18 protein-coding genes are annotated in these 14629 nt (G+C 69.3%); 9 read left to right on the top strand and 9 right to left on the bottom strand.

Going from position 1 to position 14629, the window contains the following annotated elements; all coding sequences use genetic code 11:
* Nucleotides 1–29 precede the first annotated feature (29 nt).
* From QSK35_RS11030 to QSK35_RS11020, 3 genes are read left to right on the top strand one after another with little or no spacing between them, the layout of a single operon-like run.
* Complete coding sequence (locus QSK35_RS11030; protein WP_285744900.1) at nt 30–551, top strand: RNA polymerase sigma factor; 522 nt, start codon at nt 30–32, stop codon at nt 549–551.
* Nucleotides 548–1387 carry a hypothetical protein gene (locus QSK35_RS11025; RefSeq protein WP_285744898.1) on the top strand — a complete coding sequence of 280 codons (840 nt, stop codon included), beginning with the start codon at nt 548–550 and terminating at the stop codon, nt 1385–1387. Before QSK35_RS11030 ends, QSK35_RS11025 begins: the two co-directional genes overlap by 4 nt.
* Nucleotides 1388–1434: 47 nt before the next feature.
* A complete protein-coding gene (locus QSK35_RS11020) occupies nt 1435–1962 on the top strand; it encodes a hypothetical protein (RefSeq protein ID WP_285744896.1) in 528 nt (175 codons plus the stop codon).
* Here the strand turns inward: QSK35_RS11020 and QSK35_RS11015 are convergent.
* Nucleotides 1954–3138, bottom strand: a complete 1185-nt coding sequence (locus tag QSK35_RS11015; protein ID WP_285744894.1) for a cytochrome P450 — start codon at nt 3136–3138, stop codon at nt 1954–1956. The genes QSK35_RS11020 and QSK35_RS11015 overlap by 9 nt on opposite strands.
* A 136-nt stretch (nt 3139–3274) precedes the next feature.
* Nucleotides 3275–4084, bottom strand: coding sequence for an SAM-dependent methyltransferase (locus QSK35_RS11010; protein ID WP_285744892.1), 810 nt, complete (start codon nt 4082–4084; stop codon nt 3275–3277).
* A gap of 212 nt (nt 4085–4296) precedes the next feature.
* On the opposite strand from QSK35_RS11010, the gene QSK35_RS11005 reads away from it, so the two are divergent.
* Both QSK35_RS11005 and QSK35_RS11000 read left to right on the top strand, forming a co-directional pair.
* Nucleotides 4297–5217 carry an alpha/beta hydrolase gene (locus QSK35_RS11005; RefSeq protein WP_285744890.1) on the top strand — a complete coding sequence of 307 codons (921 nt, stop codon included), beginning with the start codon at nt 4297–4299 and terminating at the stop codon, nt 5215–5217.
* 178 nt (nt 5218–5395) lie between these two features.
* The gene (locus QSK35_RS11000; RefSeq protein ID WP_285744888.1) at nt 5396–7255 is read left to right on the top strand and encodes a diguanylate cyclase domain-containing protein; all 1860 of its coding nucleotides are present in this window, start codon (nt 5396–5398) and stop codon (nt 7253–7255) included.
* Here the strand turns inward: QSK35_RS11000 and QSK35_RS10995 are convergent.
* Nucleotides 7236–8222: an FAD-binding oxidoreductase gene (locus QSK35_RS10995; RefSeq protein ID WP_285744886.1), complete on the bottom strand. Its 987-nt coding sequence runs from the start codon at nt 8220–8222 to the stop codon at nt 7236–7238. The two genes, QSK35_RS11000 and QSK35_RS10995, sit on opposite strands and share 20 nt — an antisense overlap.
* 70 nt (nt 8223–8292) lie before the next feature.
* On the opposite strand from QSK35_RS10995, the gene QSK35_RS10990 reads away from it, so the two are divergent.
* Nucleotides 8293–9165, top strand: a complete 873-nt coding sequence (locus QSK35_RS10990) for a LysR family transcriptional regulator (RefSeq protein ID WP_285744884.1) — start codon at nt 8293–8295, stop codon at nt 9163–9165.
* 100 nt (nt 9166–9265) lie between these two features.
* On the top strand, nt 9266–9811 hold the full coding sequence (locus tag QSK35_RS10985) for a TetR/AcrR family transcriptional regulator (protein ID WP_285744882.1): 546 nt from the start codon (nt 9266–9268) through the stop codon (nt 9809–9811).
* On the opposite strand, the gene QSK35_RS10980 is transcribed toward QSK35_RS10985, so the two are convergent.
* From QSK35_RS10980 to QSK35_RS10960, 5 genes are all read right to left on the bottom strand, one after another.
* Complete coding sequence (locus tag QSK35_RS10980; protein WP_285744880.1) at nt 9801–10463, bottom strand: alpha/beta fold hydrolase; 663 nt, start codon at nt 10461–10463, stop codon at nt 9801–9803. The genes QSK35_RS10985 and QSK35_RS10980 overlap by 11 nt on opposite strands.
* 85 nt (nt 10464–10548) lie before the next feature.
* Nucleotides 10549–11484: a TIGR03557 family F420-dependent LLM class oxidoreductase gene (locus QSK35_RS10975; RefSeq protein WP_285744878.1), complete on the bottom strand. Its 936-nt coding sequence runs from the start codon at nt 11482–11484 to the stop codon at nt 10549–10551.
* The gene (locus tag QSK35_RS10970; protein ID WP_285744876.1) at nt 11481–12209 is read right to left on the bottom strand and encodes a metallophosphoesterase family protein; all 729 of its coding nucleotides are present in this window, start codon (nt 12207–12209) and stop codon (nt 11481–11483) included. Before QSK35_RS10970 ends, QSK35_RS10975 begins: the two co-directional genes overlap by 4 nt.
* Nucleotides 12206–12454 carry a BON domain-containing protein gene (locus QSK35_RS10965; protein ID WP_285744874.1) on the bottom strand — a complete coding sequence of 83 codons (249 nt, stop codon included), beginning with the start codon at nt 12452–12454 and terminating at the stop codon, nt 12206–12208. Before QSK35_RS10965 ends, QSK35_RS10970 begins: the two co-directional genes overlap by 4 nt.
* On the bottom strand, nt 12454–13011 hold the full coding sequence (locus tag QSK35_RS10960; RefSeq protein WP_285744872.1) for a nucleotidyltransferase family protein: 558 nt from the start codon (nt 13009–13011) through the stop codon (nt 12454–12456). Before QSK35_RS10960 ends, QSK35_RS10965 begins: the two co-directional genes overlap by 1 nt.
* Nucleotides 13012–13062: 51 nt before the next feature.
* Here QSK35_RS10960 and QSK35_RS10955 point away from each other — a divergent pair, with 51 nt between their 5' ends.
* A complete protein-coding gene (locus QSK35_RS10955; RefSeq protein WP_285744869.1) occupies nt 13063–13362 on the top strand; it encodes a zinc-ribbon domain-containing protein in 300 nt (99 codons plus the stop codon).
* A gap of 156 nt (nt 13363–13518) precedes the next feature.
* Nucleotides 13519–13872: an SRPBCC family protein gene (locus QSK35_RS10950; RefSeq protein WP_285744867.1), complete on the top strand. Its 354-nt coding sequence runs from the start codon at nt 13519–13521 to the stop codon at nt 13870–13872.
* Between the two features lie 166 nt (nt 13873–14038).
* Here QSK35_RS10950 and QSK35_RS10945 read toward each other — a convergent pair whose 3' ends face one another.
* Nucleotides 14039–14614 carry a DUF998 domain-containing protein gene (locus QSK35_RS10945; protein ID WP_285744864.1) on the bottom strand — a complete coding sequence of 192 codons (576 nt, stop codon included), beginning with the start codon at nt 14612–14614 and terminating at the stop codon, nt 14039–14041.
* Between the last annotated feature and the right edge of the window lie 15 nt (nt 14615–14629).

The following is a 14629-nucleotide window of genomic DNA, read 5'->3' as shown; positions in this document are numbered from 1 at the left end:
GGGGGATGTTCGGGGGGACATAGCAGGACATGACGACCGATCCGGACGGCTTCGGCGTGCTGTTCGACCAGTACGCCAGGGCCGTCTACAACCACTGCTTCCGGCTCACCGCGTCGTGGGCGGCCGCGGAGGACCACTTGCAGGCCACGTTCCTGATCGCGTGGCGCAAGCGGGACTCGATGCCGGACCACGTGCTGCCATGGCTGCTGACCGTGGCGACGAACGTGGTCCGCAACGACCGGCGGGGGTTGTTGCGCCGGATGCGGCTGGTCCGGCGCGTCGCCGCGACGGCGCCGGTGCCCGACCACGCGGACGACGTGGCCGGCCGCGTCGACGACCAGCGGCGGATGGCCGTCGTGCTGGCCGCCGTCGAGAAGCTGCCGCGCAACCAACGGGAAGCGCTCGCGCTTTGCGTGTGGTCCGGCGTGTCCTACGCCGACGCCGCCGAGGCGCTCGGCATCACCGAGAGCAGCGTGCGCGCCAGGGTCAGCAAGGCCAAAGCGCGCCTCGCCGAGCTGCTCAGCGACGAGCTCGTTCTGGAGGGCCGATGACCAGCATGATTCCCGCGCCCCGCGAGCTTCCGCCGGGCCGGCACGCCGAGATCCGCGCCGCGCTGCGGCGGGACATGAACCGCAGGCGCCTGCGCTTCGCGCCGATCATCACCGCGGTGGCCGCGTTGAGCGTCATCGGACTGGTGGCGTTCTTCGTACCGTGGCGGCCGGAGGCCGCACCCGCCGTTCTCCCGCCCCCGGCACCGATCCCGGCCACCCCGGTGATCCCCGAACTGTCGCCCGCGGAACAGGCGGCGATCGCGGAGGGCTGCCGTGAGTCGGCGGGCGCCGTCGGCAAGCCGGTGCTCTACAACTACGTCAGCACCGAGGACACCAAGCACGCGCTGGTCTACACCGAGGACACCGCACTGCCCTGCGAGATCGACGGTCCCAACATCAAGTACAACTCGGGGCTGCACGGCCGGTTGCCGTTGAGCTGGCTGCCGGGGGCCTTCGCGATCGACCACCTCGGCGCGTCGGCCGGTGGCGACGCCAGCTACCGGCACCCGGTGTACCGGGGAAAGCTCGGGTCCGAGCTGGCGATGGGCCGGATCACGCCGGACGTGGCACGACTGACGCTGACCTCGGGCAGCACCACGGTGGAGGCGGTGCTGGCCAACGGCACGTTCGTCGCCCGCATCCTGCATCCCACGGACTGGAGCCCCACCGGCGTCCCCAGCACGGTGATCCGGGCGTACGACCACGACGGCCGCCTCCTCAAGACCACCGAGCGGTCGGACATCTACTGCTACGCGACCCCGGACGGAACCATCATTACCGAGGTCAGGGAGAAGGTGGACCCGAAGACGTGTGAGCCGGCGACGCGTTGGCGTTAGCCGAAATCACCCCCGCGGTGCAACGGGATGTGCCAGTGTCTTGAGACGTGACCAGACTTGCCGTTCCGTTGCTGGCTCTCGCACTCCTCACGGGGTGCACGAGCGAGCTCAGGGGGTCGGACGGCGCATCGGCGAACACCGCCGCGCGGTGCCCGACCGAGGTCAGGCTTCCCGAGCCCGCGTCGACCCCGACCTCCTCGCCGGGGCCGACGCGGGCCAACCCGCCGGGCGACATCGCGCCGCACGAGGTGGAGAACAACGGCTGGAAGGTCCGCAAGGGCCTCTCGCCCGACGACCGCCAGGCCGGGGCGACGGCGGTGGAGAAGATCCGCAAGCCGCTCGAGTCGTTGTGCGGCAACGAGAACTTCACGGTCGACGCCACCCGCCGGGCGCTGGCCGACGCCGGGTTCACCGACCCGCAGGTGAACGGCCTGCGCGACGGTTCGCCCGGCGTCTTCTACGCCTTCCGGGTCGGCGCGGCGTGCGTGCAGGGCGACCTCACGCCGGGCCGCGTGCGCGCGTTCGTCGACGGTGTGAACGGCGAGGGCTCGTGCGTCGAGGTCGCGTCACACTGATCTCGGGATCATCGGCAAGGCGTTGGGCCGCAGGAACGCCCGCGCCACCTCGCGGATCTCACGGCCCGGCGCGATCTCCATCCGCCACCGGGCCGTGACGCTGGTCAGCACCTCAGTCATCTCCGCCCACGCGAACCGGTCGCCGATGCACTTGTGCCGCCCGGCGCCGAACGGCAGGAAGGCCTGGTCGAACGAGCGAGACGGGTCGAAGCGCATCGGGTCGGGGAACAGTTCCGGGTCGCGGTGCAGTGTCGGCAGGCTGACCAGCACCTCGGCGCCCGCGTCGAGTTCCGTGTCGCCGAGCCGGATCGGCTCGGCCACGCGCCGGGTGAGCAGCCAGATCGGCGTGTGCAGGCGCAGCGTCTCGTTCAGCACCCGGTCCGGTTCCATCGGGACGTCCGGGTTTCGCGCGAGCTCGTAGAACGCCCACGACAACGTGGTGGCGGTCGTCTCGGTGCCCGCCATGAGGATGTTCATCACCTGTGTGCGAACGTCGTCGTCGTCCATCGCGACGACCAGCATCGACAGCAGGTCACCGTGGTCGGTTCCGGTCTTTCGATACGCGGCGATCACGCCGTCGACCGCGGCGGTGATGCGCCGCAGTGAGTCCTCGAAGCGGCGGTTCGCCTGCGTCGGGATGTGTTCGTAGAACGGCAGCACGGCCCGCACGGTTATCCCGTTGAGCACCGGGCCGAGCGAGCGCCGCACCTCGTCGACGGCGTCCGGCGCCGTGCTGAACAACGCCTTGGCGGTGACCGTGAACGTCAGCTGTTGCAGCGCCTGGTCGAACTCGACCTGCCGACCATGCTCCAAAGTGGACACGAATTTTTCGACCTCCGCCCGCATGACATCGCGGTAGGAAGCGATTCGGTCGTGATGGAACGCCGGTTGCATGACGCGTCTCTGTCGCATGTGGACGGGTTCGTCCGCGGTGGCGAGCCCGTCGCCGAGCAGCATGCGCGCCTTGGCGAACACCTCACCGCGCTGGAAGTGGTGCGCGTCGGTGACCAGCACGCGGCGGATCAGCTCCGGCGAGTTGACCACGTGGATGCGGCGCGGGCCGACGTAGAACGCGACGACGTCGCCATGCCCGCGCAGCTCCTGCAGGAACGCGATCGGGTTGCGGCCCATGCGGAGCACGTGCCCGAGCAGCGGTATCCGTCCCGGTGCGGTCACCGGTCCATTGTCAGGGCTTGCGGGCCACTCCGGCCAGCAGAGAAGCGTGCGCGGGCAGATCCGTCACCAGCTCCAGACCGTCGAACAGCACCAGTGATCCACTCGTGGGGCCGGACCAGCCCCTACACCTCGGCTGTCAGGGCTTGCGGGCCACCCCGGCCAGCAGAGAAGCGTGCGCGGGCAGATCCGTCACCAGCTTCAGCCGATCGTCCGGCCGCCACTGCGACGTGTACACCACCCCCGGCGCCACCAACTCCAGACCGCCGAACAACCCCGTGATCCACTCGCGGGACCGGGCGACACCCGCCGCCGACGTCGTCTTCGACAGCTCGACCAGCCCCTTCACCTCGTCCGACCCATCGGCCTGGTTGTCGGTGATGTGGGACAGGACGAAGTAGCTGCCCGGCACCACGGCTGCCAGGTAGGCGGCAACGGTCTGCGCGGCGACGTCGGCGTCGAGGACGTAGTGCAGCGACGACGCCATGACGACAGCGACCGGCTCGGTGAGGTCGAACAGCTTGCGGGTGACGGGATCGTGCAGCACGGCGTCGACGTCGGCCAGGTCCGCCTCGACGATGCCCGCGCCCTCGACCGTGCTCAGGATGAGCTCGCTGTGCGCGACCGCGACCGGCTCGCGTTCCACGTAGACGACCCGGCACGACGGGTCGACCTCCTGGGCCATCTCGTGCACGCTCTGCGCGGTCGGCATGCCCGAGCCGAGATCCAGGAACTGCCGGACGCCGGCCTCGGCGCAGAACCGGACCGCACGGCCGAGGAACTGCCGGTTGTACCGCGCCAGATCGCGCACCCAGGGCATCGCCTGAATGGCCTGGTCGGCCATGATTCGGTCCACGGCGAAATTCCAGCCGCCACCGAGGAGGTAGTCGTAGACGCGCGCCGGCGACGCTCGTTCCAGATCGATGTCCGGCGGAATCCAGCTGCTCACGTTCTCGTCCCATCAACACCGACGGAAAATGCGTTGAAACGCTAGTTCCTCCGCCAAGAGAACGGGGAAACTGCACCCGTTCGGACCAACGCATCGGTTGTAGCATGCACGCCTCCGCCAATCCGAAAGGATCAGACGTGCGTCTCATCGCGACATTGATCGCAATTGTTTCGTGCGCACTAATCAATGTGGCTCCGGCTTCCGCCACCGCTGTGAGCTGCACCGATACGAATATCCAAGTCACGCTGACGCTGCTGCCGCAAACCGTCCACGGCAAGCTGTGCAGACCGGTCGGGATCACACCGGACACGGTCCAGCTGCTGGTGCACGGCGGCACGTACAGCGGCAGGTACTGGGACCTGCCGTACGGCGAGTACTCCTACCAGCGCGAGATGGGGCGGCTCGGCCGCGCGACGTTCGCGATCGACCTCCTCGGCAGCGGCACGAGCTCGCAGCCGCTCAGCACGCTGCTCACCGGGATCACGCAGGCCTCGGTCGTCCACCAGGTCGTGTCGAAGTTGCGCACCGGGCAGGTGCTCGGCCTGCCGTTCGACCGGATCGTGCTGGTCGGGCACTCGATGGGCTCCGGGATCGCGATCGTCGAGGCCACGTCGTACCACGACGTCGACGGCGTGGTGCTGACCGGAATGACGCACTCGATGGACGCCCTGATGCTGACCACGATCTTCGTCGACGGCATCCACCCGGCGATCCTCGACCCGCTGCTGGCAAGTCGCGGCGGCGACGCCGGTTACATCACGACGATCCCCGGCGCCCGGCACTTCTTCCACGACCCCGGCACCTACGAGCCGGGCGTGCTCACGGCCGACGAGACGACCAAGGACCAGGTGTCCTCGACCATGGTCCCGGACCTCGTGCCGCTCGCGTTCACGAGCACGCTGTCGCGCGCCATCACCGTTCCCGTGCTCATGGCGAACGGCACGCAGGACACGTTGTTCTGCGCTTTCCACTGCACGTCGAGCACGGACTTGCTGAACGCCGAGGCACCGTATTTCACCTCCGGGCTGGACGTCGTCCTACTGCCGAACGCTGGGCATTCGCTCGCGCTGTCGACCGGTGCGCCCGCGTACCGTTCGGCGGTTGACGGATGGCTCACGTCGCATTTCGAGTGAAACCACTGGTATGGACTCAAGAGCACGGGTAATTTCTCCGCACATGATTGGACCGGTACCGAACGAACCGATCCATGGCACAGGTTCACACGAACGAGCGAAGCTTGCTCGCAAATGGGCGACCCTCATCTCCGCGTCGACGTATGTGCCACTCCCACCTGCCGAATTCCATCGCCAATTGGAATCGCTTCTCGACGAACTGGTCGGCGCGGTGCTGGGCGACCCCGCCACCGCGCACGACCTCGGCGGCCGGCTCGTCGAACTGCACTGCGCCGGCCCGGCGGTGCTCACGCCGGGCCTGGCCCTGCTCGCCAAGGGCCTGCTCGCGCTGCCCGAGCTCACCGCCGTGCCGAAGGTGGGTGAGAAGGTCGTGCTGACGATGACCGCCTTCGCCGGCGGCTGCGCCGAAGCGGTGCGCGAGTCGACCCTGGAGCAGCAGGAGACGATGAGCCGGGCGCTGATGCGGGCGCTCGACGACGCGCGGCAGCACCTGTCCACGCTCAAGACGCAGTTCGAGCACGTGGTCACCGGCACGGCGAGCGGTGTCGCGCTGACCGATCGCCAGGGCCGGTTCCAGTGGACCAGTGAGCGGCTCGGCGAGATCCTCGGGTTCTCCGCGCGCGAGTTCGCGGAGCAGACGTTGTTCGATGTCGTGCACCCCGACGAGCTGCCGGACCTGCACGAGTCGTTCGCCGAGCTCGAAGACCGGACGCAGCTGATCCGCACCGAGCACCGGTTGCGCCGCCGAGACGGCGAGAACGCGTGGGTGTCGATGTCACTGTCGCGCTCGCCGGACGACCGGTACATAACGGTGGTCGAGGACCACACCGAGCTGAACCTGTTGCACGGTCAGCTGAACCACCAGGCCTTGCACGACATGCTGACCAGGCTGCCGAACCGGCAGTACTTCACGACGCGCCTCGAACGCGTGCTGCGGCACGCCGACCCGGCCACCGGCGTCACGATCTACCAGCTGGACCTGGACGCGTTCTCGGTGATCACGCTCGGGCTCGGCCGGCGCGCGGGCGACGTGCTGCTGGAGGCCGTCGCGGACCGATTACAACGCTTCTTCGCCCGACCGGAGGCGATGGTGGCGCGGTTCGGCGCGGACGAGTTCGCCGTGCTGGTCGAGAACTCGGCCACCACACCGGATCCGGTCACCACGATCCACGGCGTCTACGACGCGCTCGCCGAGCCCATGCCGGTGGACGGCCAGAGCGTCACCGTGTCGGCGAGCATCGGCGTCGTGGACCGGCCGCCGCTGGAGATGCCGGCGGCGAAGCTGATGGAGGCGGCGGACCTCACCCTGGCGCGGGCGCGGCGCAACGGCCGCGCGCAGTGGGCGTTGTTCGACCCCACCCAGGACGCGTACGACCGGTCGGACTTCCGCCTCGCCGCGTCCGTGCCCGACGCCTTCGAACGCGGGCAGCTCACGGTCGGCTGGCGCGAGATCCGGCGGCTGGGCAACGACGAGGTCATCGGCCTGGACGCCGTGCTCTCCTGGCCGCACACGGATTCCGCCGCGCTGACCGAGCTCGCCGAACGGACCGGCGCGATCATGAAGCTCGGCCGATGGTTGTTGCGCGAGGCCTGTACCCGTGGCGCCCCGGTGCCCGTGCACGTGGGACTGTCCACGAACCAGTCGATCGATCCCGATCTGGTCGGCGCCGTGCTGACGATCCTGAAGGACACCGGCCAGCCGCCGGAACGGCTGTGGCTGACGATGCCCGGCGCCGCGTTGCGCACCGACGACGCGGCCGAGAACCTGCGGTTGCTGTACGACTCCGGGGTGCGCACGGCGATCCGCGGCACCACGTCCGACGACGTGGCGTGCCTCGAATCGTTGCCCGTGCGGTCCGTGCGGATCCCGCAGCCCGCGGGCGAACCCGGTCTCGTCACGCGCATGCTGGCCGAGCTGGTGACCACCGCGCACCTGGCCGGCGCCACGGTGATCGTCGACGGCGTCGCGTCGCGCACCCAGGCCACGTGGTGGCGCAGCATCGGCGCCGACGCCTCGGTCAGTGCGGACCGTAGGTGAAGGTGGGCTCGTGCCCGACCGGCTGGACCCTGGCGAAGACGTTCCGGTGGTGTGCGTCCACTTCGGACACGTTGTCGTCCACCGGGGAGATCAGGCGCAGCAGGTACTTCCCCGGCCCGCCGAGCGCGCCGCCCATGTGCCGGATGTCGACGATCGTGAAGACGGGTGCGGGCCCGAGGATCACCTCGGGGTCGAGCTCGGACACCAGGACGCTGTCGCCGTAGTAGCCGTGCGGCGTCGTCGGGTCGTTGTAGACCGTGCCGCTCTCGGTGAACGGCATCCACCGCACGGTGTTCACCGTGGCTCCGCGCCACGCACTCAGGTCGAGTTCCTTCGTGCTCGCGAACCGCACGTGCATCGTGTCGCCGACGATCCCGAGGGAGGTCGTGACGGTCTCGGGTGCCGCTTCGGTCCACCGCAGGAAGGTGTCCAGTACCTCGCGTGAGCGCGGGAAGTGCATGGTGCCACCGAAGATCCGCTCGATCGGCAGCAGGTCGATCTCGATCGCCGTGATCACGTCGCCGATCTTCTCGACGTTGCGCACGCGGTCCTTGGCGTAGCCGAACTCCCTGGCGAGCAGCCCGATGCCGCCGCCGAGCGTGTACCCGATCACGCCGACGTCCGGCGACGATCCGCTGAGCGGTGCGAGGCCGTGCGGTGCGGCGGCCTCGATCACGTGCCGCCACAACGCCCCCGCCTCGACCCGCGCGGTGCGGGTGGCCGGGTCGATCCGGACCCCGGTCATGCGCTTCGTGGTGATGAGGACGCCGGACTGCTCGTGCTGGGTGCCGTGGCCGGTGGCCTGGACGGTGACGGCCAGGTCGTGGTCCGTGGCGTACTGGACGGCCTTGCGAACGTCGTCCGCGCTCTCCACGCCGAAGATCACCTCCGGACGGTGCCGGAAGGCGGTTTGGAAGCCGCCGCGCTCGTCGTCGTAGCCCTGGTCACCGGGGAAGAACGTTTCCATACCTCCAGCCTGGGCCCCTTCGCTCCATAAGTCCAAGATATAGATCGTCTGACCGGCATAAGCTGTCGTTATGGAACTTCGCCAGCTGGAGTACTTCGTCGCGGTCGCCGAGGAGGCGAGCTTCACCCGTGCCGCGCAACGGGTGCACGTCGCGCAGCCCGCAGTGAGCGCGCAGATCCGGCGGCTGGAACGGGAGTTCGGCCAGGAGCTGCTCGACCGGTCCGGCCGGACCGTGCGGCTGACCGAGGTCGGCGCCGCGGTGCTGCCCTTCGCCCGTGCCGCGCTGTCGGCCGTGTCCGACGCCCGGCTGGCCGTGGACGAGCTGACCGGTCTGCTCCGCGGCCGGGTGGCGGTCGGCATGATCACGTCGTGCGGCTCGCTCGACCTGCCCGCGCTGCTGGCGGCGTTCCACGAACGGCATCCGGGCATCGAAATCACGCTGGCCGAGGCGAACTCGGACGAGCTCGTGCGCTCGCTGCTGTCCGGGGATCTCGACCTGGCGCTGATCGGGTACGCCACGCCACCCGATGGGGTCACGCTGCGAGTCGTCGTCGACGAACAACTGGTCGTGGCGGTGCTGCCGTCGTCACCGCTCGCGCGCCGGAGGTCGTTGTCCGCCAAGGAACTGAGCCGGCTCTCGTTGATCAGCCTGCCGTCCGGCACAGGCATGCGCGCCGCGCTGGACGACCTCGCCGCACGCCCGCACGTCGCGTTCGAGGCGAGCGACCCGACGATGCTCGCCGAGCTGGCGTGCCGTGGCCTGGGCCCGGCGATCCTGCCGTCGTCACTGGCCGCGGCGTACGCGGACCGGCTACACGCGATCGTCGTGCCGGGACTGCGCAGCTACCTGGCTTTCGCCTGGCGGGCAACGGGTCCGTCGTCGCCGGCCGCCCGCGCGCTGGTGGCGTTCAGTAATTCGGATGACTTCACGTTGACGCCCTGACACCATTGTCCGCAGGGGAGGACCACACGGCAGCGACCTCGTAGCTCGCAGGCTTCGGCCGCTGAGCTCGGTCGCTGCCGTCTTCACCTACGCTCGTGGCATGACGCTCAGTCCACGCGACCGGTTGGTGGAGACCGCATCCCGGTTGTTCTACGCCGAGGGCATCCACACCGTGGGCGTCGACCGCCTCGTCACCGAGGCCGGGGTCACGCGGGCCACGTTCTACCGCCACTTCCGCACCAAGGACGACCTCGTCGCGGAGTACCTGCGCTCGCAGCACGAGCGGGTGCGGTCCGGAGTGGACTCCGCGCGCACGGGACGTTCCGGCCGGGACGCTCTGGTGTCGGTCGTCGACTTCGTCGCCGAGGAGACGTGCGGGCACGACTTCCGCGGCTGCCCGTTCATCAACGCGGCCGCCGAGTACCCCGATCCCGCGCACCCGGTGCGGCAGGTGATCTCGGCGCACCGGGCGTGGTTCCACGACGAGCTGCGGAAGCTGGCCGCGGACGCCGGGCACCCCGACCCTGATCACGCGGCCGGGGTGCTGGTACTGCTGCGGGACGGCGCGCTGGCGGGCGGTGAGCTGGACGACCCCGCCGTGGTCAGTCAGACCCTGCGCCGCGCCATCCGGGACGTCACGCGGTAGCGGCCCGCTCGATCAGCTCGAACACCGCCTGCGGCTGCGACACCGACACCGCGTGCGACGCGGATACCTCCACGATCTCGGACCCGGCCCGCTTCGCCATGCGCTGCTGTGCCGCCGCCGGAATCGCGTTGTCCTCCAAGGCGATCAGCGCGAACGACGGGATCCGCTTCCAGGCCGGCTCACCGGGGAACGCGTCACCGAGCGCGCCGCCGAACACCGGGCGTTGCGTCGCGGCCAGCACGGCCGCCTGGGGAACGTCGGCGGCGAAGACGTCGGCGAAGTTCTCCGGCTTGATGTAGACGTCGCCACCGATGGTGCGGGTGGTGTCCGGCCCCAGCTTGCCGTCCTCGGACAACGCCAGCGCGTTCTCACCGGTGTCGGGCTGGAAGGCCGCCACGTACACAAGCGCCTTGACGTTGTCGCGGGCCGCCGCGGAGATCAGCACGCCGCCGTAGGAGTGCCCGACGAGCACGACCGGCCCGTCCACGCTCTCCACGACCTGCGCGACCGCGTCCGCGTCGGAGGCCAGGCCGCGCAACGGGTTCGCCGCCGCGATCACCGGATATCCCGCCGCCTGCAGGCGTTCCACAACGCCGTTCCAGCTCGACGAGTCCGCGAAAGCGCCGTGCACCAGGACCACCGTGGGGTTCATCGTCCGACTCCTTGAGTTGAAGAGAAAGAACGTTCGTTCTGCCTCAACCTCCGTTGGCCGGACGGCATTCCGGACGTGGCGCGAGTCACAGCTTGGGTGCGACCTCGCGGCTCCAGAACTCGAAGAACCCGTTGTCCGGGCCGATCTGCTGGACGTAGACCTCGTCGAACCCGGCGTCCACGTAGGACTGCACGGTCTCGACGTACGGCGCCGGGTCCGGTCCGCACGGCACCGAGATCATCTCGGGTGTGACGAGCGTGCTCGCCTGCTCGAAGTGCTTGGGCGTCGGCAGCACCTGCGCCAGCTCGCCGGGCAGCTGTTCGTTGGGCCACAAGCGATGCGCGATCCGCCGGGCCTCGTCCTCGGAAGGCGCGTAGCAGACCTTGAACCCGCCCTGGGCCGGGCCGCGGCCGCCCTGGTCGCGGTAGTCGCGCAGCAGGTCTTTTGCGGGCCCGGTGTTGATGAACCCGTCGGCGACGCGGGCCGCGAGCGCGAGCGCCTTGGGCCCGAAGGCCGACATGTAGATCGGCACCGGCCGTTCCGGCAGCGTGTACACGCGGGCGTTCTCGACGGTGTAGTGCTTGCCGTGGCGGGTCACCTCGCCACCCTCGTGCAGCGTGCGGATGAGGTCGATCGCCTCCTCCAGCATCTCCAGCCGCACACCGGCGGACGGCCACGCGTCGCCGTAGATGTGCTCGTTCAACGCCTCGCCGCTGCCGACCCCGAGCGTGAACCGGCCGTCGCACTGCACTGCCGCCGTCGCGGCGGCCTGGGCGATGATCGCCGGGTGGATCCGCATCGTCGGGCACGTCACCGCGGTCGTGATCGGCAGGCGCACCACCTGCGACAACGCGCCGATCGCACCCCAGACGAACGGACTCTGGCCCTGCCGATCGTTCCACGGGTGGAAGTGGTCGGAGATCCACAGGCCGGTGAACCCGTGCTCCTCGGCGGTGCGGGCGCGCGTCACCATGTCGATCGGGTCGAGCTCTTCCGACGACAGGAAGTAGCCGATCTTCACGACTCGACCACCGCCGGCTCGACGCAGTAGACCTTGTAGGCGCTGCGGATGATCGGCTGCGCGACGTTGCGCACGCGCACACCGCCCGGCGTGAGGCCCTGCTCGGTGCCGAAGTGGGCGTGGCCGTGCACGGCCAGGTTGGTCCCGGTCTCGTCGACGGCCTCGCCGAGCAGGTACGAGCCGAGGAACGGGTAGATCTCCGGCGGCTCGCCGCGCAACGTGTCCGGCACCGGCGAGTAGTGGGTCAGCGCGATCTTGATGTCGGTATGCAGCGACGAGAGCGCGTCCTTCAACATGCCGGACACCTCGATCGAGTGACCGATGAACGACTTCATCTCGCGCTCGCCGAACATGCTGCCGCACTTGCCGGCGAACCCGCCGCCGAAGCCCTTCACCCCGGCGACGCCGACGCTGCAGCCGTTCAGCTGGAACTTCACGGCGGTGCCCTCCAGCACGTGCACACCGTGGCCGGTCAGCACGTCCGACACCTCGTTGGCGCAGTCGGAGTGGTGGTCGTGGTTGCCGAGCACGGCGATCACGGGCACCGGGAGGTCGGCGAACTCGTCGGCGACGACGTGCGCCTCCTCGACCGTTCCGTGCCTGGTCAGGTCACCGGCGAGCAGCAGCACGTCGGCATGCTCGCCCACCTTCTCGAGCGCTGGTCGCAGGCGGCCGCGCGCGTCCTCTCCGAGGTGCACGTCGCCGACGGCGGCGATGCGGATCATCGAAGCTCCTCCTCCCCTACCGGCTCACCCGCGGGCGTCACGCAGACGTCGTTCATCACGTGCAGCTCGGGCGCGACGTCCTGCAGCACCTCTTCCAGCGCGGCGCGGCGTTCCTCGCACGTGACGTCACCCGTGAGCAGCACGTGGTTGCCGCGCACCGTGACCCGTACCCCGAGCTCGGCCGTTCTGGGGTCCTCGGCGATCGCCCTGCGCAGGTCGGCGGCGAGGTACTGCTCGGCAGTCATCAGGCGCTCCTCTCGAGGATGTCGAGCCGCTCGATCAGGACGAGGAAGGCCTCGGCATACGGCGACTTCTTCGTCGTGACGCGCACGTGCTCCCAGTCGATCTGCTCGCGCAGGGCGCGGGCGAACGGCAGCAGCTCGCTGAAGTCACAGCGGTGCCCGTCGAGCACGAGCAACTTGCTCTCCAGCACGAAGGTCGCCGACATGACCGGCAGCACGACGCTGCCGACCGGCAGCTCCTCGGCCATCGCCAGCACCTCGTCGGTGACCGGCCGCTCGTTGGGCCGGAACAGCAGGTCGACGAGGTGGTCGCCGTCGTAGACCTTCAGCAACCAGTCCTCGGGCGCCTCGGCCGCCCGCATACCCTTCTTGACCAGCACGGAAACCGCGTTGTGCGCGTCTTCCTCACGGACCAGTAAGTCCACGTCGTGCTCGGTGGCGGGCCCGCCGCGCGCGTACCCGGCGCAACCCCCGGTCAGGGCGAACGGGATCCCCGCCCCACGCAGGGCGCTCGCCACCTTGGTCAACGTCCGCAGCAACTCGTCCTGGAGGCCGCTCATTTCTTCCGATTACCCACGTGAAGCGGCCCGCATTCATGCACACTGTCGCGCATGCTTCTGATCTGGGGATGGCGCACGTACGTGCACCAGTTGCTGATGTTGACGCTCGTCTGCTCGCGCTGCCAGAACCCGGCCGCGCACAACCTGTACAAGCGGGTCACGAAGTTCACGCTGTTCTTCATCCCGCTGTTCCCGATCAGCCGGAAGTACGGCCTGCAGTGCGCCTTCTGCGGTGTCGCCTACGACATCGACAAGACGCACGCCGAGCAGCTCATCGCTTCCGCTCAGCAGGCGCCGGCGCCTGCCCAGCAGGTGTTCCAGCCGCAGGTTCAGCAGCCGCACCAGCACTAGGGCGGCAGGCGGGACATCCGGGGGCGGCTTCGTCGGACCTGACGCGGCCGCACTCCGGGCACACCTCGTTCAGCATGCAGGCGGGTTCGCCGGATTCCTCTGCCATACTCGAAGTCTTCCTCAGCAACGGCGGATCAGCACGAGGAGGTGCTGTGCGTGCGCATGTACGAGGAAAGCATGGACGTGGCGGTGCCGGTGGCGATCGCCTACCACAACTGGACCTCCTTCGAGGCCTTCCCGTGGTTCGGCACCCGCGGCGAGGTCGTGGAGCGCCGTCCGGTTGAACTGATCGTGTGGCGGTCGACCTCGGGCCCCGACCAGTCCGGCCGCGTGCGCTTCGAACGCGTCGACGACGGCTCGACCCGGATCCACCTGTCGCTGCAGACCGAACCCGAGGGCGTCCTCGACCAGGCGGCCGCGGCCACCGGGCTGGTGGCCGCGAGCATCCGGTCGGCGCTGGAGCGGTACAAGGAGTTCGTCGAGCACGGTCACGTGGCCATGAGCCCTTGAGCTGTGTTTGATGGCCCTCGCTTCGCTCGGGCGGCGAGGTCGCCGGGAAGTCGGTCGTCCGGCCACCGGTTTCCGCCGAACGGGCTCCGCTAGCGCTCCGCCGGTTCGACGGAAACGGGTAACCGGACGACCGACGCGACCTCGCAGGGCATTCTGGTCCCCTGACCTACACGGTGGATAGGCGCACCGAGACCGCCGAGGTCCACAGCCAGCCGATGGTCGCCGCGGCGTAGAGCACCAGCGTCCCGCCGGGGTTGCCGAGGAACGCCATCGGCACGATCAGGATCACGCCCGTCACCGCGCTGAGCACCGCCCACACGCCACCCAGCCGACGGGCGAGGACGAAGCACGCCCCAATCCAGCCGATCATCGCGACCCCGAACGCGGCGGCGTGCAACATGCCGTGCCAGCTGATCGAAGCGGGCACCCCGTCCGGTGTGCCGAGCGGGAACCCGAGCGCCGGGTCCGCGGTGAACACCCCACCCGCGATCATCCCCACCCCGAGCAGGCCGATCAACCGGCCGCCCCATCGCGACTTCTCCCGCACGGCCGTGGCGGCGACAACGAACAACAACCCGCTGACCACGAAGTTCGCGATCTGAATCCAGCCCAGATCACCCAGGCTCAGCATGCTGAACGGGTGCTTCGTTAGGTCGAAACCCTCACGGGTGAAGGCCTGCGCGTAGGCGACGGTCAGGTACAGCGGGCCGGCCACGGCACCGGCGATCAGTCGAGCGTTCATGACGGTTCTCCTTCG

The organism is Lentzea sp. NBRC 105346 (assembly GCF_030269605.1).
Taxonomy (GTDB): Bacteria; Actinomycetota; Actinomycetes; order Mycobacteriales; family Pseudonocardiaceae; genus Lentzea.
This window is presented reverse-complemented; position numbering and strand designations above follow the sequence as displayed.

Excerpts from the sequence above, each read along its gene's own strand:
- QSK35_RS11025 (WP_285744898.1), top strand. The coding sequence starts at position 548 with ATGACCAGCATGATTCCCGCGCCCCGCGAGCTTCCGCCGGGCCGGCAC.
- QSK35_RS10955 (WP_285744869.1), top strand. The coding sequence starts at position 13,063 with ATGCTTCTGATCTGGGGATGGCGCACGTACGTGCACCAGTTGCTGATG.
- QSK35_RS10970 (WP_285744876.1), bottom strand. The coding sequence starts at position 12,209 with ATGATCCGCATCGCCGCCGTCGGCGACGTGCACCTCGGAGAGGACGCG.
- QSK35_RS11030 (WP_285744900.1), top strand. The coding sequence starts at position 30 with ATGACGACCGATCCGGACGGCTTCGGCGTGCTGTTCGACCAGTACGCC.
- QSK35_RS10990 (WP_285744884.1), top strand. The coding sequence starts at position 8,293 with ATGGAACTTCGCCAGCTGGAGTACTTCGTCGCGGTCGCCGAGGAGGCG.
- QSK35_RS10980 (WP_285744880.1), bottom strand. The coding sequence starts at position 10,463 with ATGAACCCCACGGTGGTCCTGGTGCACGGCGCTTTCGCGGACTCGTCG.
- QSK35_RS10985 (WP_285744882.1), top strand. The coding sequence starts at position 9,266 with ATGACGCTCAGTCCACGCGACCGGTTGGTGGAGACCGCATCCCGGTTG.
- QSK35_RS10945 (WP_285744864.1), bottom strand. The coding sequence starts at position 14,614 with ATGAACGCTCGACTGATCGCCGGTGCCGTGGCCGGCCCGCTGTACCTG.
- QSK35_RS10960 (WP_285744872.1), bottom strand. The coding sequence starts at position 13,011 with ATGAGCGGCCTCCAGGACGAGTTGCTGCGGACGTTGACCAAGGTGGCG.
- QSK35_RS10965 (WP_285744874.1), bottom strand. The coding sequence starts at position 12,454 with ATGACTGCCGAGCAGTACCTCGCCGCCGACCTGCGCAGGGCGATCGCC.
- QSK35_RS10995 (WP_285744886.1), bottom strand. The coding sequence starts at position 8,222 with ATGGAAACGTTCTTCCCCGGTGACCAGGGCTACGACGACGAGCGCGGC.